We start from the raw sequence: 21,686 nt of genomic DNA, 5'->3' as shown, positions 1-21,686 counted from the left end.
AAAAAATCCGCTGACAATCAGCGGATTTTTTTGTTTGTGACCCGGGTGGGACTCAAACCCACGACCTTCAGAACCGGAATCTGACGCTCTATTCACTAAGCTACCAGGCCTCAATTGCGAGGCAAAAGTATAAAAAATATCAGCATTCTCCTAATATATGCCTGCTTTTTTTCAAGAATATTTCAGCTTCAGGAAACACTCAAACAGCTATTAAAATGAAAACAAAAGAAAGAATATCAAAGCACAATGATATTTTATTCAGCAAAACAAATACAACTATCAATATTTTATCTATATTTGCCAATCAAATTAACAACATGCTAAAAACTAAATCCTATGAGTTACCTGATAACCCCGAAAGACTATAAACCCCTGCTGGACCTGAAGCAGACCGAACTGGGCATCAAACAGATCAAAGAGTTCTTCCAGATGAATCTGTCGTCGGAACTCCGCCTACGGCGTGTCACGGCTCCGCTGTTCGTACTGAAAGGCATGGGTATCAACGACGACCTGAACGGTGTGGAACGTCCCGTTTCTTTTCCCATCAAAGACTTGGGCGACGCACAGGCCGAAGTGGTGCACTCGCTGGCCAAGTGGAAACGCCTGACGCTGGCCGAATACAACATCGAACCGGGCTACGGCATCTATACGGACATGAACGCCATCCGCGCCGACGAGGAACTGGGCAACCTGCATTCGCTCTACGTGGACCAGTGGGACTGGGAACGTGTCATCACCGCCGCCGACCGCAATGTGGATTTTCTGAAGGAAATCGTGACCCGTATCTATGCCGCCATGGTACGCACGGAGTACATGGTGTACGAAATGTATCCCCAAATCAAGCCCTGCCTGCCGGACAAGCTCCACTTTATCCACGCCGAGGAGTTGCGCCAGCTTTACCCCCACCTCACTCCCAAAGAACGCGAACATACCATCACCCAACGGTATGGTGCCGTATTTATCGTAGGTATCGGATGCGAACTGGGCGACGGAAAGAAGCACGACGGACGTGCTCCGGACTATGACGACTACACCACCCCAGGACTGAACGGCCTGCCGGGACTGAACGGCGACCTGCTTCTGTGGGACGAGCCCCTGCAACGCAGCATCGAACTTTCGTCCATGGGTATCCGCGTGGACAAAACGGCCCTGCTCAAACAATTGAAACTGACCGGAGAAGAAAAGCGTCTGGAGCTCTATTTCCACAAACGGCTGATGGACGACACCCTGCCCTTGTCCATCGGAGGCGGTATCGGACAGTCGCGCCTCTGTATGTTCTACCTCCGCAAGGCGCACATCGGCGAAATACAGGCCAGCATCTGGCCCGAAAGCATGCGCGAAGAATGCCGCAAACACGACATACACCTCATTTAAACCTTCAGTAAACGCAGATTTTTGCAAAATATAGGGACACAAGTTTCCCTATGTGCAGAAATCTGCGTTATTTTGTATGCTGAAGTTTAACCCATAACGCGCAAATAGAAAACCATGAATGTTCAGATAGAAGAAAGCTGGAAACAACGCCTGCAACCTGAATTTGAAAAAGAATACTTCAAGACACTGACCGACTTCGTGCGGGAAGAGTATGCCAAGGGCCCTGTATATCCGCCGGGAAAGCTGATATTCAATGCCTTCAACCTCTGTCCCTTCGACCGGGTTAAGGTCGTCATCATCGGCCAGGACCCATACCACGGACCGGGACAGGCGCACGGCCTCTGTTTTTCGGTGAACGACGGCGTAGCTTTTCCGCCCTCGCTGGTCAACATCTTCAAGGAAATCAAAAGTGACATCGGTACCGACATGCCTACCAGCGGCAATCTGACCCGCTGGGCACAACAAGGCGTCCTCCTGCTGAACGCTACACTTACGGTACGTGCCCACCAGGCCGGTTCGCACCAGAATCATGGCTGGGAAACCTTCACCGACGCGGCCATCCGCCTGCTGGCCGAAGAAAAAGAGCATCTGGTATTCATCCTTTGGGGAGCATACGCCCAACGGAAAGGTGCCTTCATCGACCGCAACCGCCACCTGGTGCTAACTTCGGCTCATCCGTCTCCCCTGTCGGCCTACAACGGTTTCTTCGGCAACAAGCACTTCAGCCGTACCAATGACTATCTGACAGCCCACGGTGAAACTCCCATTGTCTGGTAAACCTATTATATATAAAAGTATATGGAAAGTTATATCCTGCTCGAAGGCCTCCGTTTCTATGCCTATCACGGAGTAGCCCCTCAGGAAACAAAGGTAGGCAATGAATACACCGTTTCGCTACGGCTGAAGACCGACATCACCCGTGCCATAGGCAGCGACGATGTATTGGATACCGTAGACTACGCGGAAATCCATCAAGCCGTAAAGGCTGAGATGGACATCCCGTCCAAACTGCTGGAACACGTGGCAGGCCGCATCATCCGTCGCCTGTTCAGTGAATTCCCCAGCATCGAACACATTGACCTGACTCTGTCCAAACGCAATCCGCCCATGGGAGCCGATATCGAAACGGCAGGAGTGGAAGTGCATACCGGAAGATGAGGTATCCCTACAAATCGGAAAAACGTTTTTTCCCCTTCAGATAATAGCGGAACAGCAGACTATAGCCTGTACGTTCGGGAATAACCGGAGTGCAGGCTTTTTCCATGTTTTCCTCACGCGAAGAGCGGAAGGACGGACGAAGCCGAAAGAACTCCCGACGGGCACGCCAGACGGCACAGGCATTGGGCCACTGCCCCTTCAACAGGAATACCAGTGCCGCCACCTGGTCGAGCAGCCAACGAACACGCATCACGCTGCCCAGTTCGCTATCTGGCAGATTCTTATATAGCATCAGAAGATTGTTGCGGAAGTTGAGGAACGTCTTCCGGGGATTTTCTTTCTTCAGCGTGGCGCCACCCACGTGATAGACTACACTCTGGGGCACGCAAACCAGCATCCGGCCACGGGCACGAAGGCGCCAGCACAAATCAATCTCCTCCATGTGGGCAAAAAAGCGCCCGTCCAGCCCGCCGGCTTTCCAATAATCCTCCAGCCGGATGAACAGGGCTGCGCCTGTGGCCCAAAAGATTGGTGTTACCGTATCGTATTGTCCATGGTCCTGCTCCACTACCCCCATAATGCGCCCCCGGCAGAAAGGATAGCCATAACGGTCGATGAAACCTCCCGCAGCTCCGGCATATTCAAAAGAGTGTTTGTCTCTCCAACCTAGCAGTTTGGGCTGGCAGGCAGCCACTTCCGGATGTGCATCCATGTAGTCGGCCAGGGGTTGCAGCCAACAGTCGGTCACCTCGACATCCGAATTGAGCAAAACGGCATATTCGGCCTGCACCCGACGCAAAGCCTGATTGTAACCGTCGGCAAAACCATAATTCCTGTCCAAAAGTATAAGGCGCACGGAAGGGAACTCCTGCCGAAGCATCTTCACCGAATCATCCGTCGAGCCGTTGTCGGCCACATACACCACCGTCCTGTCGGTCTCGGAACAGGCTACGACCGAGGGCAGGAAAGTACGGAGCATATCACATCCGTTCCAGTTCAGAATGACTACTGCTATCTTATCCATGATGGGAAACAATGTTTTCAGGTTTCAGTTTCCAGCGTTTGTGTGACCAGAACCAGTAAGGAGGATTCTCACAGATGGTCTTTTCCAGCCTGCGGGCAAACATTTCAGTAATCTCCCCGTCGGCAGTCTGCTTGGGATGTTCTACCAACAGGTCAAAATTCACCCGACAATATCCGCGAGCCACACGGTGCAGGTCACAATAGAAGACGGGAAAATCCATCAGCTTGGCTATCCGTTCTGCCCCGTCCATGAAAACCGTCTGCTGGTTGAGGAAAGTTGTCCAATAATGGGCCTCGACAACATTGGGCGACTGGTCGGTAATCAGCCCTACGGCCATCCGCTTGCCGGCCCGGCGGAGTTTCACCAGCTCGCGCGCCGTGGCATGCTTGGCCACATTGTAACCGCCGAACCTCGAACGGATACGCTGGAACAATTCATCCAGATAGGGATTGCGCAAAGGTTTGTACACCTGTACCGGTACATCTTCCGCACGCATGATGGAACTCATGCCCGTAATCCACTCGAAGTTGGCATAATGGGGAATGAGCAACACGATGCCTCCCCGTTTCTCCATCATCTCCAGATAAAGTTCCTTGTTGACATACTCCATCCTCCGGGTCAGTTCCTGAAACGACATGCGCATCATCTTGACCTCCTCGAGCATATAGTCGCAAATGTAATGGTAGAATTTACGTTCAATCTCCCTCAACTCCCCGGCCGGTTTCTCGGGAAAAGCGTTCCGCAAATTCTGACGAACCACCTTCCGACGGTAATGGAATACATGACGCATCAGCAGATAGAGTCCGTCCGAAAGGACATAGAGCAACCTGAAAGGCAACGACGCCAGCAACCACATGCCCACATAGGTCAGTCCGTAGATAATCCGATGCTTCATACCCACTCTCCTTTCAAAGCCGTACCATCCTCATTCCACTCTTTCAGGCGGAGTTTGACCACACAATTGTCCAAAGAATCGTCGTGCGGTACTTCCACCCGAATGTAGTTGGGCGTAAAGCCATGCATGGGCATACCGGCTTTCGACTTCTCCAGCAGCACCGGCAGACATTGGCCGATGTGCTTTTCATAAAAAGCTTTGGTTTTCACATCCGAAAGTTCCAGCAAGCGCTGGCTGCGACGATGCTTTTCTTCGGGCGCCACCACATGGTCAATCTTCAACGCCTGCGTACCCGGCCGTTCCGAATAGCTGAATACATGCAGCTGGGTAACGTCCAGACTCTCTATGAAACGACAGGCTTCTTCAAAATATTCCTCCGTCTCGCCGCGCGTACCCACAATGACATCGACACCGATAAAGGCATCGGGCATCACATCCTTGATTTTATGCACCTTGGAAGCAAACAAAGCCGTGTCGTACCGGCGGCGCATCAGCTTCAGCACTGCATCGGAACCCGACTGTAAAGGTATGTGGAAGTGAGGCATAAACCGTTTGGAACGAGAGACGAAGTCGATGATTTCATCAGTCAGCAGATTGGGTTCAATGGAAGAAATGCGATAGCGCTCGATGCCTTCCACCTCGTCCAACGCCTTGACCAGATCGAAGAAGGTTTCACCTGTTGTCTTGCCAAAGTCTCCGATGTTGACTCCCGTCAACACAATCTCCTTTCCACCTTCGGCCGCCGCCTGCCGGGCCTGTTCCACCAGTGAAGCGATGCTGCCGTTACGGCTGCGCCCGCGGGCAAAGGGGATGGTACAATAAGAACAGTAATAATCGCAACCGTCCTGTACCTTCAGGAAGAAACGCGTGCGGTCACCACGCGAACACGAAGGGGCAAACGAACGGATATCTTTCAGGGCAGATGTAAAGGCCTCGCCTGACTCATGTTTCTGCAAGTTACCCAAATATTGCAGAAGGTCTTTCTTCTGTTCGGCTCCCAAAACCACATCCACACCTTCGATGTGGGCCACCGTATCAGGCTTCAGCTGCGCATAGCATCCCGTCACTACCACAAAAGCTCCCGGATGCTGTTTCACCAGCCGGTGGATGGCCTGACGGCATTTTTTGTCGGCCACTTCGGTCACCGAGCAAGTGTTCACTACACAAATATCAGCCTTCTCTCCCTTACGGGCTGTACGTACTCCCGCTTCACGCAGCATCTTCCCGATGGTAGACGTCTCCGAAAAGTTCAACTTACAGCCCAGGGTATAATAAACCGCTGTCTTATTCTGGAATATACTGGTATCAATCATAAGTCACACAATACTTGAATCGGGTACAAAGTTACACATTATTATTCTATATTCCATAACCTACCCATCATCCCTCTACAGAAACGGCCCGTTACGAAAAAAAATATAAAAAAAGTTGGGGTTTCGAGAACAACATATCCAAAAAGTCCCTACCTTTGCGCCGTTTTAATAAAGCAATTGATTGTATTACGTTTTTTAAAGTAAAAAGAAAATGAAAAAATTAGTTTTGATGGCAGCAGCTATCGTAGCAGTATCTTTCGCATCTTGTGGTAACAAAGCAGCTAACGCTGAACAAGCAGCAGCTGATTCTATCCGTATCGCTGACTCTATCGCAGCTGTAGAAGCAGCCGCAGCCGAGGCAGCAGCTCAGGCAGCTGATACTGTAGTAGCTGACAGCGCTGTTGTAGCTGAATAATATTCAGGACAACAACTCACAGAGAGAATTGAAAGTCTGACGTGCAAAAGCACACCAGACTTTTTTTATGCCCATACGGTTCGTATTCTTACGCCTTATATCCCCTCCATCTCCATACTCTACAACATCGCTCCACCACGAAGTGCTTCATGAGGGTATAAAGAAGTGCTTCCTCACCTCCTCACGAAGCACTGCATGAGGGGATGAGGAAGCACTGTGTCGGACCCTGACAAAGCACCGTGTCAGGGGGAGCGATTACAGACCTTTCACAGTCTGCATCAATTGTTCACCCAAACCGATGGTATAACCCTGAGAAACAAACACTACCCGGTTAAATGTATCGGCTATTACAAACACCGGCAGCATATCCTTATGCTTCAGTTTCATGTTCTTTATAATCTGAGAGGCAATGCCATGGCTGTCGATGCCATAAACAACCGTAGAGGGCAGACCGGGGAAATCCTGCGGACGGAACTTGGCATACTTTTCTTCATCGGGGAAGAGCAGTACCATCTTGCGGCCCCACTTTTCCAAATCCTTGTTCAGCTTGGCGATATCCTTCAGAGCATGATTGGTGGGTTCCTGCCCTACTCCCAGTACACCGACTACAAAATAACCGCGACCACAAGCCGTCAGTACGCTGATGGGATCATTGGCTACTGCACCGTCAGTGATGGGTGTAAAAAGGGATTCGGAATTGAAGTTGCCTATCACCTGTATCTGGCTCTGGCTTTCGCGCATGTTCAAGGCAGTAGTCAGCGTCTTGCCAGCCTCGACATTGAGGCCGCTCATGTGCACCAGCACGCCGCCACTGGCCAGACGCGTACCGCTTACCATGACATAATAGCCGGCCGGCATCTGCAAGGGAGTACGCAGCAAGGTGTTCCATGAAGCACCGTTCTCGTCGTAGCTCTGCAGGCGAAGTACACCGTTCTCGCAACGCGACAGGGTGAAATGGCTGTAGTATTTGGGATTTTCGATAAACTTTGTAGGTTGGAACGTTGCCACCAGACTACCCGAAGGCGACACTGTCTGTGCACCACCTTCATTGAAGTCCACATGATAAAGTTTCCCGTTCTTCAGTTCAGGGTGATTGGCCAAGTCCAGATAGCATACCGCACCAGTCACTTCGTCAATCCAGGCAGGAATACCCAGACTGCGGGCTACAGCCACAAAGAAGATATCACGCGAATACGTGTCGGCCATACGGGCATTCCACACACCTTCGGGCGACATGGGGATACGCTGCGAATTCAACGTATCGTTCAGGACGATATTCTCACGACACCAGTCCACCAGCTTCTGCGGATGATGCAGATAGTCTTCTGCTGTCTGCCCGTCAATGACTTGCTGGAAGAATGACTTATAGGCTGTCAGTTCTTCTGTCGCAATACGCGGATTCAACAGCGATACCACGCTCCGTTCACAAAGAACCGCAGCCGTATTCAGCAAATGATCTTTCAGAATAGGGAAACGGGCATCACGCAAGTCTTTGGCAGACACCGCTCCCAGCAACTCTACAGCCCGGCTACCCTGTCCTTGCTCCAAGGCAAAAGTGACAAGTGCCTTGATGACAGCATGATTGCCGCGCGAAGCAACCAGATAGCCAGCCACACGCTGTTGTTCCGCTTCGCTCAGGCCTTTCTGCGACGCTGCCCAGGCCTGTGCTTCATCGGGCGTCATCATCGTAGCCACATAGGCGTTGCGGATAGAATCCTCTACAGCCATACGGCGGTTGTTCTCGGCACGCTGTTCAGGCGTAACGGCCGGCAGATTGGCCGACTCAGCAGGCGGAACGATATCCAAATCCAGCTCGAAAGGATCGCCATCACGACAGTCGAGCTTTACGCTCAGGGTATCCTGCTTGCCAAACGAGAGTTTCTGGAAACCGAAACGTCCGTCTTTCGATGCCCACACCAGCATATCGCCCTTACCGGCCGTGAGCGAAGTCTGTCCCGAAGCATCGGTCTGCTTGCGGGCCACGGTATAGAATTCGGCGTAGTTATAGAGCTTGAACTCTACCAGCGCTCCGCTGACGGGCTTCCCGGCCTCATCGGTCACAGTCACGGTAGCCTGAGCCGTAGGAGCATAATTGTCGATGACGTTGATTTCGGTATAGTTGGGGGTAACGGACATCACTTCTTCCGGTCCTTCGTAACGGCCGAACACCTTGGTGTGCATCAGCATGCCACGGCTGGCGGGCGCGTTGAACCATCCCAGGTTGAGCACCGGCTCGGGTTCGCAGGCACCGAGGAAGTACCACTTGCCGTCGGCCCAGGCCTCAACCCAAGCATGGTTGTCGTCGGTATGCGCCCAACGGGGCGTATAGACCTGACGTGCAGGAATACCCACTGAACGCAGCGCCGCTACCAGGAAGGTCGATTCCTCGCCGCAACGTCCGTATGCCGTACGGACCGTAGCCAGCGGCGAACTGGTACGGGCATCGCTGGGCTGATAGACAGCCTTTTCATGACACCAATGGTTCACCTCCAAAACCGCGTTACGCATGGAGAGGTTCTGTACACGCGGCTTCAGTTCTTCGTAGAACACCACACGGGCACTGTCCAGCGGTTCGTTGTTCACCCGAACAGGGAGAACGAAATGACGGAACAGGTCTTCGGGCACCATCCGTCCCCAAGGCATTTCTTCGGCAGCGCGGCAGGCAGCCTGTACATTCATCAGGTGAAACCCACCGGCATAATCTGTAATGTCGGCCAAAGGCATGTAAGCATAAAGAAACTCCAGAGCCTCACGCTCGTAAAGCGTCAGGTCGGTGTCGAAGATGGCAAACAGATTGCCCTTGTGCATGATAGCCTGCTTCTGCTGGAAGTCCTGCTCCACACGGGCACGATACGTTGAATCACTGATGAAGTGGGCATTGCGGCTGCTGCACGACGCAAGCAAAGCCATCAGACAGCCCAAACAAAGGAAATGACAGATGGTATGTTTCATATTCAATTAGTTGTTGACGGACAAATGTACAATAAGTTTTCCATTCTACCAAGTCCGAAAAGCAGACAATGGGCACTTTTCGATACAAGCAGGCTTATACATCCGGCATCTGACACCGCCGTCAACGCATGTGGACGACCATCGTTGTATCATTCCGAAAACAAAAACGACACTTCTCATAAGCAGGAGGCCCCATCACTCCCTCGGCATCGTTGCTGAAAGCATACTTCTCTGTCGGGATACCGAAGGAAGCCGTGTCCAGCCGCCCGTTACCGTTTATGTCCTGAAAGAGCGAGAAAGCATATTCACCTGCCGGAAGGCCACGGCAAGGAACGGTTATTGCTGTATCGGATACAGCCACACGGAAGCCGGTCAGAGGTTTCTTCAGGAAGCCGGATTCGGAATTATAGAACGCTACATAGAGAGTTCCTTCCGGCTTTGGGATACCGCAAACGCGGATGGTCAGTGTCTGCGCATCGAGCGCATGTGCCCAGCCTTGGAAGACAAACAGGCATACAAGAGTCTTCAGAGTTTTCATCATTCTTTCCTTTTACGGATTAAACATATAAGTAACTATCTCACAGGAGGAGTCCTTCCTTATTTCGATATTATTCGGGAATGTAATGGTCGGTTTCAGGCAATGAAACCACAAGTTTCAAGCAATGAAACCATGAGTTTCAACCGATGAAACTCCCGATGACAACCGATGCGAGCCATCAGAAGTTGGACACATCGTAAGCGGCATGCCGCCCCAGCGTAACAAAAATACCGATGTAGAAGAAGCGGTCCGAGGCAGCCAGTACAGGCCGGCCGGCCACTCGTCCGAATTCATTGCGGCGGCCCAACAGGTTAGTGGCCGAGGTGTGGATGATAACTTTCTTCGAAGGCAAGAAAGTCAGCCCCACGTCAAGACTGTTGTAGGGCTTCACCTCATCGTTCATCAGGCCGAGCCTCTCGGGGTTGTGCCACGGACGGCCGCTGCTGAAACGGTCGGTCAGGCTCAAGACGGTACGCAGGCGGGGAAATGCCCACTTGACAACGACAGACGCGTTGTGACGCGTGGCGTATTGGGGAACGGTAAGTTCGGAATCGTATTCCATCTTGCGCCGGGGTATATTATAGGTATAAGCCAACTGATATTCAAAGTTCTTCAGCGTTGTTCGGTCCGACCAGAACAGGTCTATACCTTTACTATAACCATAACCACCGGAGGTCAGCCTCATCCCGGCTGCACTTGTCGCTTCCCACAAAGGCAGGCGGCTGTATTTCTTGTAATAAACTTCTGCCTTGGCAAGACGGCCGTCACGGTTGTACTGAGCACCAACGTTGTACTGCCAGCACACGGCCGGCTTCAGCTCGTCCTGTTTCATCAACAAGCTGTCTGCCGCAAGTTGGGTGTACCGCCCTACGACCGCCGTCAGTACTACGTCACCCTGATACCAGCTCAACGCCAAGCGGGGCGACACTTCCGCATCCTCACTCTGCCACCGGTACTCGGCCCGCATGGATGCTTCGGCCTTGAGTCGTTCCAACGGGAAACTGGCAGCAGACAGAAATGCGGCACCCAGCGATGGAGACACCTGCCCCTCCGCCTTTCCAATGGTTTCCATACAATAGCGGACGGTATAGTTGCGGATAAAGGCCTCTGCTCCTCCATCCACACGAAAAAGCGGAGACAGGCGTTTGCCCAGTTTGGCCTTCAGATGCCATTCCTGCTGACGCTGCAACCAAGTGTCGCCGTCCACGGCAGCATTCTTTACCGTACGGTAGTTGTACGACCAGGCTCCTCCGACGAACCACTCCCATCCGTTGGCTGCAGTACGGCGCAACGTAGCGTTCAGGTAGACATTGTTTTCATCCAAACCGAAAAGACGCCGTTCGCCACCCTCGTACGTCGAGAAGTCAGTACGGTCGTATTGGGCATAAAACTTCGCTACGGTCGAAGAGTCGGGCGTAAAACGCAGCTGTGTGGCTCCCGACATCAGCTGATAAGGACTGCCGAAATCCTTCCGACCGGGATAAATCAGGTTGTGCAAAGCCATGTTCTGATAATTCAGGTCCACCGAAACCGATCCTTTGCCGAACGTACGCGTACCTCCTCCGCCCATACCTACGACGGATGCATTCAGCCCCAATTTGTCGATGGTGCTGTAATCCTTCGTTTCCAACGGCAGGACAGCCGAGAGCGCGCCGCCATACTCCAGCGGAGCTCCGCCCGAAGCCAAATTGATGCCACTGAACATAAAGGTGGAATAACGGCTGCGGGCCGAGGCGCCGATACCCACCGAAGTATAAGGCATCAGCACATGCATACCGTCGATATAGGTCTGTGTCTCGCTGTCGTCTCCTCCACGCACCAGCAACCGGCCCGTTTCACCCTGTATCTGGGTGCCGGGTAAGGTCTGGAGCGCACGATAAAGATCACCGTTCGCCCCACCCACCGTGACCAGCTCCACAGGCGACAGGTCACTCCACCGGCTGTTGGCCATCGGTGTACGCCGGCGTTTCACCAGCACTTCATCCAGCCGCACACTGTCTGTCACCAATCTTTCGCCCAATGTCAGGCAGATGGTATCGGTTACCGTTGTCTGCGCGCCAGCCACTACCGGCATGAAGATACAACAGGTCATCAGAATAAGGTAAATTCGTTTCATCACTTCTGCTTTTCTTTCGTTTGACGGAAGCGAAAATACGAACAGACGAACAGGCAAAAAAATATCCGGGACAGACGACCCGGATATGTGACCAACCGCATCCCCGTGGGATGAACGGCAAGAAATTGGGACGAACAGCAAAGCCTAACTGTTCTTCCCTAAAAGCCTTTTTACCGTTGCGGCATAGCTTCGCGAAACGGGCACTTCCTTCCCGCATCCTTCCAGATGAAGCCGATAGCCCTGCGCATTGCCGGTGACTTTCGCCACGTGTCGCAGATTGACGAGATAGGCACGGTGACACCTTATTATATAGGCATAATTGGAAAACGATTCTTCGGTCTGTTTCAGTGTGAGGCGAAGCAGCTTCGACTCCGGCCGACCTCCTTCCGAAGTCAGGTAGTGTAACCGTACATAGTTACCCTCTGACTCGGCATAGAGCAAGCGCCCGGCATCAATCGTCAGGCATTCCCGCGTTCCACCCTCCAAACGGATTTCTTCTCCTGCCCGCATCGCCTCACATGCGGACAGAACTTCTGCAGAGATTCTTTCTGCCAGACGGGCATTCATCCCGATAGCCTCCTGCAAGTTATGCCGCAATTGCAGATTACGGTTCCACATGACGAACAACACGATGGGGAAAGGCCCGATAACCACCATCCAGAACAGACAGACGGCCAGCAAACGCAAGTTCAGCTCCATCCCGAATACCCCTGCCGTATAACACCAGTTTCCCAACGTTATGAGCATGCACAACAAAAGTGTAGAGAGCATTTCCTTACCCACTGTCCACCGTTCCTCCCGATACCATGCAGGAAACAAGGCCGGAAGCACATAAACCGATACCGCCAGCATAACCGATGACACCACCGCATATCCCGCCAACACAACAAATTTATTCCCTTCCATCCGTGAAATACCGAAAGGCTGAAGGAAATAAAGAATAAAGAATACCAGCAGTGAAGGTATCACTACCGTTTTCCATCGCGCCCTCAGTTCGGGATAAGGACTACGTAGCAACACTACCAGTTTATTGAATAGAGCTTTCATATCATTCCCCCTAGGATTACCGTACAAAGGTAGTCATCTTTTTGTAACATGCAAGTGACAAAAAGAGGTGTTTCGAGGTAAAAGTAGGCAAGAAATACAATATTTTTATGTTATAGAACATATTTTTCGAGAACAATTCGTATCTTTGCAGCGTTATTAAGAGAGAAAACAAGAAAAGATGTACAACCGCTTTCCGAAACGCGGGAAGCACAAAACCAAGACGATTATGAAAAAAAACGTAAATGAAATTATGATGTTGCAGTACCGTATCAAACGTTATCAGACAATGGGAAACGGTACAATGTGCCAAACCTTGAACGGCAAACTTCAGAAACTGCTTGCAAAGCAAGCTTAACTTAGTAAACAACCCCTTTAAACAATATGAGAAAAAGAGAGTGCATGCTCGCAAGAGAGGCACTCTCTTTTGTTTTTCAAACACCTTATAAACCTTCAGGCAGCCACTATATTCTTGCCAAAGGGCATCAACGCTACCGAAGCCAGCTTGAAGTGCTGCAAACCGAAGGGAATACCGATAATGGTAATACAGAGAAACGCTCCGAAAAGCAAATGAGAGAGACAAATCCAAATTCCTCCAAGCAAAATCCACAAGACATTCATCAGTACATACAAGCAACCATCCGAACGGCTACCGCTGCGAACTTCCTTACCGAAAGGCCATAAAGCCAATGAAGCCAGTTTCAGTGTCTGCATACCAAAAGGGATACCAACCACAGTCAGCATCAGTAACAAGCTGGCCAACACATATTCCACTGCCGTCAGAATTCCTCCAAACAGCAACCACAAAAGATTCATCAGACAACCCATATTCTTCATTATTATTGTTATAACTGTATTTTCATTCGCACGCAGATGGTACAAAGATAAGACTTACAACCTAAAAAGAAAAAGGAACAGCCGAATTAATTCCATCTCAAAATTCTGATAATTAGTCAAACATTTGACTAATTAAGAAAAAAACATTACCTTTGCAGCCCGAAAAAACAAGCGAGTTTATGACATCAAGAGACTGCATCCTGCAACTGATACGTACCCGAATGGCTTCACGACAAGCCATGCAACGCCTGCTGAAAAACAGCGGAGCCGGTATAACCTTCGAAATGCTCCAAGTGATGAGCTGCCTTTGGAGCGAACAGGGCATCAGCCAGCAAACCCTGGCTGAACGGACTTCCAAAGACAAGGCCTGTCTGACAAGCCTGATGGGAAATCTGGAACGGAAAGGATATGTATGCCGACGCGAAGATCCGAATGACCGACGTAACAAACTGGTGTATCTGACCGAAGAAGGAGAAGCCTTCCACCAATGGATTGCACCCACACTGGCCGCTTATTACGAGCGGTTGGAAAATATACTGGGGAAAGAACAACTCCTGCAAACCGAAAAATTGCTAAAAGATCTGCAACATGCTATCGAGACATATTAACCTGATTATCATATTTTTTATCTGCCTCATCCACTCTTCAGGCCTGTATGCCACACCTGCGGAAACCGATACGCTGTACCTAAGCGTAGAACAACTGTTCAGCCAGGCCTCGCAACAGCATCTACAACTGGCAGCCGACCGCCTGAAAGAACAGATGGCCGACGAACGTACCCGAACCGCACGTACCTCGCGCTTGCCTGACATTAACGTAGGGCTACGTGGAGGCTTTCTGGGACAACCCATTGTCTGGCAAACGGGACTGAGCAATCCTACCCATCCTGAGTCGCCCGACTGGCAACAGAACTATGCCATCGACTTCAGCCAACCGCTTTATCAGGGGGGCAGAATCCGATATGCCATCCGTCAGGCCGATTTGCAACAGGAACTGGCACGTCTGCAAACCTCCGCAGACGAGGCCGACATCAAAATGACCCTGCTGACACAATATCTCAACCTGTTCAGTCTTTACAAACAGCGACTGGTATTGAACCGCAATATCGAAGAATCGGAACGCCGGCTGAAGGACATCCGACGCATGAAGTCGGAAGGCATCATCACCAACAACGACGTACTGCGCAGCGAAATGCAACTGACCGAGGACAGGCTGGCCGTAACAGAAACCGAAAACAATATCCGCATTGTGTCGCAACAGCTGGACATCCTGCTGGGATTAGACGAGCACTTGTTACTGATGCCCGACACTACGATGCTCACACAAGACTATGTAACGGCATCCTACACCGACTATGTAGACCGTGCCCTGATTTCCGACCCTTCAGTACTTCTGTTACGTAAACAGACGGAACTGGCTGAAAACAATGTACGCCTTACCCGTGCTGGACAACTGCCCCAGTTGTCACTCACTGCATCGAACACACTGGCACGCCCCGTATCACGCACGCTGGCCGACATGTACAACAACAGCTGGAATATCGGACTGTCCTTCACCTATTCGCTGTCGTCGCTCTACTCCAACCGACACCGGCTGAAAGAGGCCCGACAGAACGTACTACTGACCCGCAATGCCGAGGAACAGAAGCAACAGCATATCCGTATGAACATACAGAGCGCCCTGCTCAAACATCAGGAAGCCTGCGATCGGGTGGAAGCCCTGAAGCTGTCGGTGAAACAAGCTGAAGAAAATTACCGCATCATGCGAAACCGATACATGAACCAGCTGGCCATTCTCACCGACCTGCTCGACGCCGACAACCTGCGCCTCAATGCCGAACTGCAACTGACCACAGCCCGTACCCAAGTAATATATACCTATTATGAACTACAACGGGCTTCGGGCGCATTGTAACCCACATATTGACCATTAACCATTAAAACCTTACCTTCAATGTCCGCATTACACTTGAAATACCGTCGGCTGAAACGTCAGAAACGCCGCAACATATTCCTCAACATCGTGTGCATCCTGATTGCCGGATCGGGACTCACCTGGACTGCGCATTACTTCTGGCGATACATCAGCTACGAAATCACCAACGATGCCTTCGTCGACCAATATATCGCTCCGGTCAACGTTCGGGTAGCCGGCTACATTCAGGAAGTACGTTTCAAGGAACATCAGTATGTCAATGCCGGCGACACACTCGTTGTACTTGACAACCGCGAATACCTCATCCGACAAAAGGAAGCCCAAGCCGCACTGCTCGATGCCCGGGGCTCACGCGACGTACTGACTTCGGGCATACGTACTTCGCACACCCGCATCGCCGAACAAGATGCCAACCTGGCCGAAGCTAAAGTCAAACTGTGGCAAGCGGAACAAGATTTCCATCGCTACGAACGGTTGCTGAAGGAAGAATCCGTCCCCGAACAGCAGTTCGACCAGGCCAAGGCCAACTATGAAGCAGCCCGCGCCCGCTATGAGGCCTTGCTCCGCCAGAAGGAAGCCGCCCACTCGCAATACGACGAAGCCAACAAGAAGCAAGTGAACGCAGAAGCAAGTATCCTGCGCGCCGAGGCTGCCCTCGACCTGGCCGACCTGAACCTGTCGTACACCGTAGTAACCGCTCCCTACAGCGGATACATGGGCCGGCGTACCCTGGAAGCAGGACAATACGTCGGTGCCGGGCAGACTCTGTCGTACATAGTACGCCAGTCGGGCAAATGGATTACAGCCAACTACCGCGAGACACAGATTGCCAACATCTACATCGGCCAGCCCGTACGGATCAAAGTTGACGGCCTGCCGGGGCGTGTGCTCCACGGACATGTAACAGCCATTTCCGAAGCAACCGGTTCCAAGTATTCGCTCGTGCCTACCGACAACTCTGCCGGCAATTTCGTGAAGGTACAGCAACGCATCCCCGTCCGTATCGACCTGGACGACGTGGACGAGGCAAGTATGGGGCTGCTGCGTGCAGGCATGATGGTAGAAACCGAAGCGCTGAAGAAGAAATGAAAACAGCCCGCGAACTCGAAATTCCAGCCCGGCCGTGGGTTCCCGACCGCGTGGCCATTGCTACCGTCTTCCTCATCATGCTGCCCATTGCCATGCTGAACGGTACGTATACGGGCAGCATGGTGGAAGTATCGAACACACTGGGCGTCTATACCGAGGACATCACCATCGGCTACTATGCCGCCGCAGCAGGTATGGCCGTATCCTATCCCATCGTACCCAAGATACTGGGAGCTCTTTCGGGCAAATCGCTGCTGCTCACTGACCTTACACTGCAATTCTTCCTCAGCTGGTTCTGTGCCCGCCAGTCGGATATCGAGCTGGTCATCGCTGCCAGTTTCATCATCGGTTTCCTGAAAGGTTTCCTCATGCTGTGGATCATCCGCCGCATCAAGTTCATTTTCAGTCCCAAGGACATCCGCAGCGAGTTTTATGCCTACTTCTATCCGCTGGTATTCGGAGGCGGACAGCTCTCGATGGTCATCACCGCCCTGCTGGCCGACCATTACGACTGGAAGTATATGTACTACTTCATGATGCTGCTCCTGCTGGCTGCCATACTGGGCGTCATCGTCTTTTTCCGTCACGACCGCCCCTCACGGCCCATTCCCTGGAAAGAGCTGCACGCACGCGAAATGCTCATCATCGCTACCGGCGTGCTGATGCTCATCTATGTCATCACTTACGGCAAGACCCTCGACTGGATGGCCTCCACACGCATCCGCCTCTATATCGTCGTTGCCCCGCTGCTGGTAGCCATCTTCCTGTGGGAGCAGTTCCATTCCCCGCGCCCCTACGTCAGCCTGAAGCCGCTTTTCCAATGGAAAGCCATCGTGGGCTACTTCTATATGATGATGGTGATGTTTTTCAGCACATCCACCAGCCTGCTCACCAGCTACCTTACTACCATCCTGCGCGTGGACAACATGCACACCTACACACTCTACGTCTGGCTGCTGCCGGGCTATCTGCTGGGAGCCTTCATCTGCTTCTGGTGGTTCCGCTGGCAACGGTGGCGCTTCCGTTTCCTTATAGCCGGAGGGATGATGTGTTTCGTCCTGTTCTTCGGCATGCTCTACTTCGGCATTTCGCCGGACAGCACGTACGAAATGCTCTACTTGCCCATGTTCCTCCGCGGGCTGGGTATGCTGACGCTGATTATCGCCTTCGCCCTCTTTGCCGTCGAAGACCTGCCACCCAAGTACCTGCTTTCCAATGCTTTCTTCCTCATTACCTTCCGTTCGGTGCTGACACCTGTCATTGCCTCGGCCTTCTACAGCAACGCACTCTACCGCCTGCAGCAGAAATATATGGTGGAACTATCCGAAACCCTGACAGCCACCGACCCGCTGGCCGCCGCACGCTGGCAGTCGACCCTGAGCAGCAGTCTGGCCCAAGGGCACGGTATGGACGAAGCCACGCAACTGGCCACCAACACGCTCTACAACGTACTGCAACAACAAAGCACGCTACTGGCCCTGAAGCACATCCTGGGGTGGCTTTTCCTGGTGACACTGGTCATTGCCATCGTTTCGCGCTTCATTCCGTTCCATAAGACCGTACGTGTACCTGTCATCCGTATGGGTGAGGACATGGTATAACCAGACAAAAAAAGGGCCTGCTCCAAACCACAGGTAAAATATTATTGTTACCTTTACATTCCATTACAAAGCTGACAATAATATGAACAAGAAAGCCAAGAAAGTATTGAAGATAACAGGCATCAGCCTCGGCAGCCTTCTCCTCATAGTGACGGTTGCCATCACGCTGGCCATCCATTTCGTATTTACACCCGAAAAGCTGACACCCGTCGTCGTGCAGACGGCCAACAGCAGTCTGAATGCCCGCGTAAATCTGGGTAGTGTAGACCTGACATTCTTCTCCACCTTCCCGCGTTTCGGACTGAGGATGGAAGACGGGACACTGGTTTCGAAAGCGTTGCGCGACACCTTGTGGCAACGCCGCGACACGCTGATGTCTTTCAAAAAGGCTGTATTGGTAGTCAACCCCATCGACTATCTGACACAAAAGAAAATAACCGTCTATCGCCTGACGGTGGACAGCGCACGGGTATACGCCCACATCGACAAGGAAGGCCGTGCCAACTGGGACATTATGCCCGACAGCACCACGACCGAAACGGCCGACACGGCTACAACCGACACTACACGGCTGGCCCCCGGCGGAATAGACATCAGGCGTGTGGCCTTACGCCATGCCACCGTGACCTTTGACGACCGTCAGGCACGTGTATTCGCCAACCTTTGGGATGCCAACCTCGCCCTGCAAGCCCGCCTGCAACGGGGACACTCCATGCTGAAAGTGGACTTCAGCAACCGCAACGTCCTCTTCTGGCAGGAAGGAGAACTGCTCGTGAACCGCGTATCAACCCGCCTGCAGGCCGACCTGGAGCTGAACCGCCAACAACGCACCCTAAGCCTGAACAACGCCCTGCTGGACGTCAACGGGCTGGAACTTGACCTGAAAGGGACCCTGCGCCGCGACACGGTGGAGCGGGCTGCCGACGTAGACATGCAGTACAGCCTGCATGCCCCTTCACTGGAAACGGTCATCGGCCTTATTCCTCAAAGTATACTCAAGAAAGAGACCCTCGACGCCAAAGGAGAAGTCATCGTTAACGGCACGCTGAAGGGACTTTACGGAAAGGGACACATGCCGCTGGCCACACTGACGGTGAATATCAACCAGGCTTCGGCCCACTACGAAGGAATGCCCTACGGTATCGACGAGATAACCGCCGACTTCTTCGGACAAGTGGATCTGACGAAACGGCAATCCTCGTATGCCGACCTGAAGATTTTCCACTTCAAGGGTGCCCATACAGATATCTTGGCTGATGCCCGCGTGGACGACCTCCTGGGCGACCCCGACATCAGCTTCCATACCCGCTCTACCGTCGACCTGACTGCACTGGCACAAGCCTTCCCCTTGCAGAAAGGCATCAGCATACAGGGCAAGATGGATGCCGACGTACGCTTGCGCTGCCGCCTGTCATCGCTGAAGAACAAAGATTTGGGACGCATCAAGATAGGCGGAAAGCTATCGACCGACGGACTGATACTGAAAGACAGCCTCCGCAACTTCGAGTTTACCAGCAACGCCTCGCTGGCCTTTATGGGAAACGACAAGCTGGGAGCACGTATCCAGATAAAAGACATGAACCTGCGCGCCCCCGGCCTGGAGTCGGCCCTCGACAACCTGACCGCTACCGTGACCAGTACCAACCCACAGGACACCACCCGCATAGCCAACGTGGAGTGCAAGCTGGAGATGAACCGGCTGAAAGCACGGTTGGCCGACTCGCTGGGCGTCTTCTGCGGACGCTCTACCGGTACGGTCAAGCTACAGCCGGGCGAACGTAATCCGGCCCGTCCCAAGGTAGGACTGGCCCTGCAGGCCGACACCCTGTTCTGCCGCATGGGCGACACCAAGCTGGGAATGGACAAGGCAGGTATCGGCGTTACGGCCGAACAGGTGCGCGACTCCTTCTGGGTACCCAAAGGTATCGTAGGCTTCAACCGCATGAAAGTATCCACACCAATGTGTGCCCTGCCCATCCGCCTGCTGAAAACTTCGCTCACTGTGGGTAACCGCACCATCAGCCTGCGCAACGCCACCATGCGCATCGGCCGTTCGGACCTGACAGCTACGGGAGCCGTCTACGACCTCTACGGCGCCATGCACCACCACAAGCCCCTGCGAGCCAAGTTGGAGCTGACGTCGAACAATCTGAACTGCAACCAGCTGATCCGTTCGCTTTCCTTCCCCACCGACACCTTGCAGGCCGAGGCAGACACAACCGCCACCAACCTCGAGCTGTTCGTCGTGCCCAAGAACGTGGACTTCGAGCTGACCACCCGCCTGCGCCGCGTGCGCTACGGCAAGATGGTATTCGAGGACGTGCGCGGCGACATAGACGTACGCAACCAGGCCGTGCACCTCAAGGAGCTGTCCATGCGGGGAATGGATGCTGAAATGCGCACCACCCTCATCTATCAGGCTCGCCAGCGCAAGCGCGGATATGCCGGCTTCGACTTCCGCCTGCACAACATCGACATCTCCAAGCTGGTAGACTTTGCCCCCTCGCTGGACAGCATCGTGCCCATGCTCCGCTCTTTCCAGGGGACGGTAGACTTCGACGTGGCGGCAGAAACGCGTCTCGACTCCTGCCTCAACATCAAAATACCGTCGTTACGGTCGGCCATCCACATCAAAGGCGACAGCCTCGTACTGATGGACGGCGAAACTTTTGCCGAAATCTCCAAGAAATTCCTCTTCAAGAACAAGGAGAAGAACATGATAGACAGCATCTCGGTGAACATCAGCGTGAAGGACGGCAACGTCACCGTCTATCCTTTCGTCATCGAGATGGATCGTTATCGTGCGGCTGTGGGCGGCACACAGGACCTCGACATGAACTTCGACTACCACATCTCCATCCTGAAGTCGCCCATCCCCTTCAAACTGGGGCTGAACATACGGGGTAATCTGGACAAGATGAAGTTCGGCATGGGCAAAGCAAAGTACAAGGACGCCGTCACGCCGGTCGAGATACGCAAGGTAGACAGCACCATCGTCAACATGGGCGAGCAGATAGTCAAGGACTTCCGGCGGGTGATGCAACGAAAGTAATCCTCCGGCTGGGCAGGGAGAAGGCTGTTTCTGTACGGACAGAATGACAGTATTCTCCCTGTTCCGCTTACCAAACGCACTGAAAGCAACCGTTTCCACTTACACCTCCCTCCATCAAAAACCGCCAAACAGCGCCGATTACCCGCCGCAACATCCCATCTTGTGGAAGAAAACATTGCTTTTTCCACCCCAAAACATTGCTTTCTTGCATCAAAAAGTAGGAATGTGACGGACAAAAAGTAGGCATCTTACCGCCAAAAACTGGGAATTCTACCGACAGAAAGTGCATTTTCTGCCGATTCGCCTCCGTATTTTACCCGAAAAGCATCCGAAGAGTGTGTTT

The 21,686-nt window shown here is 52.6% G+C and carries 19 protein-coding genes and 1 tRNA gene; 11 read left to right on the top strand and 9 right to left on the bottom strand.

Features of this window, described 5'->3' with window-relative positions; translation table 11 throughout:
• Nucleotides 1-37 precede the first annotated feature (37 nt).
• Nucleotides 38-110: transfer RNA gene (locus tag RDO88_RS06445), tRNA-Arg, on the bottom strand.
• Between the two features lie 105 nt (nt 111-215).
• On the opposite strand from RDO88_RS06445, the gene RDO88_RS06440 reads away from it, so the two are divergent.
• The 4 genes from RDO88_RS06440 to folB all read left to right on the top strand — a co-directional run bounded on the left by RDO88_RS06440 (nt 216) and on the right by folB (nt 2,532).
• The gene (locus RDO88_RS06440) at nt 216-368 is read left to right on the top strand and encodes a hypothetical protein (RefSeq protein ID WP_307758592.1); all 153 of its coding nucleotides are present in this window, start codon (nt 216-218) and stop codon (nt 366-368) included.
• Nucleotides 337-1,374 carry an aspartate--ammonia ligase gene (gene asnA / locus RDO88_RS06435; protein ID WP_307758591.1) on the top strand — a complete coding sequence of 346 codons (1,038 nt, stop codon included), beginning with the start codon at nt 337-339 and terminating at the stop codon, nt 1,372-1,374. The genes RDO88_RS06440 and asnA overlap by 32 nt, the downstream gene beginning before the upstream one ends.
• 114 nt (nt 1,375-1,488) lie before the next feature.
• Complete coding sequence (ung, locus tag RDO88_RS06430) at nt 1,489-2,151, top strand: uracil-DNA glycosylase (protein ID WP_307758590.1); 663 nt, start codon at nt 1,489-1,491, stop codon at nt 2,149-2,151.
• A 21-nt stretch (nt 2,152-2,172) separates the two neighbouring features.
• Nucleotides 2,173-2,532: a dihydroneopterin aldolase gene (folB, locus tag RDO88_RS06425; RefSeq protein ID WP_307758589.1), complete on the top strand. Its 360-nt coding sequence runs from the start codon at nt 2,173-2,175 to the stop codon at nt 2,530-2,532.
• Nucleotides 2,533-2,539: 7 nt separating this feature from the next.
• On the opposite strand, the gene RDO88_RS06420 is transcribed toward folB, so the two are convergent.
• The 3 genes from RDO88_RS06420 to mtaB are packed head-to-tail and all read right to left on the bottom strand — an operon-like array spanning nt 2,540 to nt 5,764.
• Nucleotides 2,540-3,556: a glycosyltransferase gene (locus RDO88_RS06420; RefSeq protein ID WP_307758588.1), complete on the bottom strand. Its 1,017-nt coding sequence runs from the start codon at nt 3,554-3,556 to the stop codon at nt 2,540-2,542.
• Nucleotides 3,549-4,451, bottom strand: a complete 903-nt coding sequence (locus RDO88_RS06415; RefSeq protein ID WP_307758587.1) for a lysophospholipid acyltransferase family protein — start codon at nt 4,449-4,451, stop codon at nt 3,549-3,551. Before RDO88_RS06415 ends, RDO88_RS06420 begins: the two co-directional genes overlap by 8 nt.
• Complete coding sequence (gene mtaB / locus RDO88_RS06410; RefSeq protein WP_307758586.1) at nt 4,448-5,764, bottom strand: tRNA (N(6)-L-threonylcarbamoyladenosine(37)-C(2))-methylthiotransferase MtaB; 1,317 nt, start codon at nt 5,762-5,764, stop codon at nt 4,448-4,450. Before mtaB ends, RDO88_RS06415 begins: the two co-directional genes overlap by 4 nt.
• Before the next feature lie 211 nt (nt 5,765-5,975).
• Between mtaB and RDO88_RS06405 the strand changes: the two genes are divergently transcribed.
• Nucleotides 5,976-6,179 carry a hypothetical protein gene (locus RDO88_RS06405; RefSeq protein ID WP_021847091.1) on the top strand — a complete coding sequence of 68 codons (204 nt, stop codon included), beginning with the start codon at nt 5,976-5,978 and terminating at the stop codon, nt 6,177-6,179.
• Nucleotides 6,180-6,434: 255 nt separating this feature from the next.
• Here the strand turns inward: RDO88_RS06405 and RDO88_RS06400 are convergent, their stop codons facing one another.
• The 4 genes from RDO88_RS06400 to RDO88_RS06385 all read right to left on the bottom strand — a co-directional run bounded on the left by RDO88_RS06400 (nt 6,435) and on the right by RDO88_RS06385 (nt 12,832).
• Nucleotides 6,435-9,131, bottom strand: a complete 2,697-nt coding sequence (locus RDO88_RS06400; RefSeq protein WP_307758585.1) for a transglutaminase domain-containing protein — start codon at nt 9,129-9,131, stop codon at nt 6,435-6,437.
• 121 nt (nt 9,132-9,252) lie between these two features.
• Nucleotides 9,253-9,660, bottom strand: coding sequence for a DUF2141 domain-containing protein (locus RDO88_RS06395; protein ID WP_374043908.1), 408 nt, complete (start codon nt 9,658-9,660; stop codon nt 9,253-9,255).
• A gap of 187 nt (nt 9,661-9,847) precedes the next feature.
• On the bottom strand, nt 9,848-11,785 hold the full coding sequence (locus RDO88_RS06390; RefSeq protein WP_307758583.1) for a TonB-dependent receptor plug domain-containing protein: 1,938 nt from the start codon (nt 11,783-11,785) through the stop codon (nt 9,848-9,850).
• 144 nt (nt 11,786-11,929) lie between these two features.
• Nucleotides 11,930-12,832, bottom strand: a complete 903-nt coding sequence (locus RDO88_RS06385; RefSeq protein WP_307758582.1) for a LytTR family transcriptional regulator DNA-binding domain-containing protein — start codon at nt 12,830-12,832, stop codon at nt 11,930-11,932.
• A 226-nt stretch (nt 12,833-13,058) separates the two neighbouring features.
• On the opposite strand from RDO88_RS06385, the gene RDO88_RS06380 reads away from it, so the two are divergent.
• Nucleotides 13,059-13,187, top strand: coding sequence for a hypothetical protein (locus tag RDO88_RS06380; protein ID WP_307758581.1), 129 nt, complete (start codon nt 13,059-13,061; stop codon nt 13,185-13,187).
• Between the two features lie 95 nt (nt 13,188-13,282).
• Here the strand turns inward: RDO88_RS06380 and RDO88_RS06375 are convergent, their stop codons facing one another.
• On the bottom strand, nt 13,283-13,657 hold the full coding sequence (locus tag RDO88_RS06375) for a YccF domain-containing protein (RefSeq protein WP_307758580.1): 375 nt from the start codon (nt 13,655-13,657) through the stop codon (nt 13,283-13,285).
• 188 nt (nt 13,658-13,845) lie between these two features.
• Here RDO88_RS06375 and RDO88_RS06370 point away from each other — a divergent pair, with 188 nt between their 5' ends.
• The 5 genes from RDO88_RS06370 to RDO88_RS06350 all read left to right on the top strand — a co-directional run bounded on the left by RDO88_RS06370 (nt 13,846) and on the right by RDO88_RS06350 (nt 21,343).
• On the top strand, nt 13,846-14,274 hold the full coding sequence (locus RDO88_RS06370) for a MarR family transcriptional regulator (RefSeq protein WP_307758579.1): 429 nt from the start codon (nt 13,846-13,848) through the stop codon (nt 14,272-14,274).
• Entirely contained in the window at nt 14,255-15,580 is a 1,326-nt protein-coding gene (locus RDO88_RS06365) for a TolC family protein (RefSeq protein ID WP_307758578.1), read from the top strand. Before RDO88_RS06370 ends, RDO88_RS06365 begins: the two co-directional genes overlap by 20 nt.
• A 39-nt stretch (nt 15,581-15,619) precedes the next feature.
• The gene (locus tag RDO88_RS06360; protein ID WP_307758577.1) at nt 15,620-16,690 is read left to right on the top strand and encodes an efflux RND transporter periplasmic adaptor subunit; all 1,071 of its coding nucleotides are present in this window, start codon (nt 15,620-15,622) and stop codon (nt 16,688-16,690) included.
• Entirely contained in the window at nt 16,687-18,291 is a 1,605-nt protein-coding gene (locus RDO88_RS06355) for an MFS transporter (RefSeq protein ID WP_307758576.1), read from the top strand. The genes RDO88_RS06360 and RDO88_RS06355 overlap by 4 nt, the downstream gene beginning before the upstream one ends.
• Nucleotides 18,292-18,373: 82 nt before the next feature.
• A complete protein-coding gene (locus RDO88_RS06350; protein ID WP_307758575.1) occupies nt 18,374-21,343 on the top strand; it encodes an AsmA family protein in 2,970 nt (989 codons plus the stop codon).
• The last annotated feature ends 343 nt before the right edge of the window (nt 21,344-21,686 follow it).

Source organism: uncultured Mediterranea sp., assembly GCF_902493215.1.
Lineage (GTDB): Bacteria > Bacteroidota > Bacteroidia > Bacteroidales > Bacteroidaceae > Bacteroides.
This window is presented reverse-complemented; position numbering and strand designations above follow the sequence as displayed.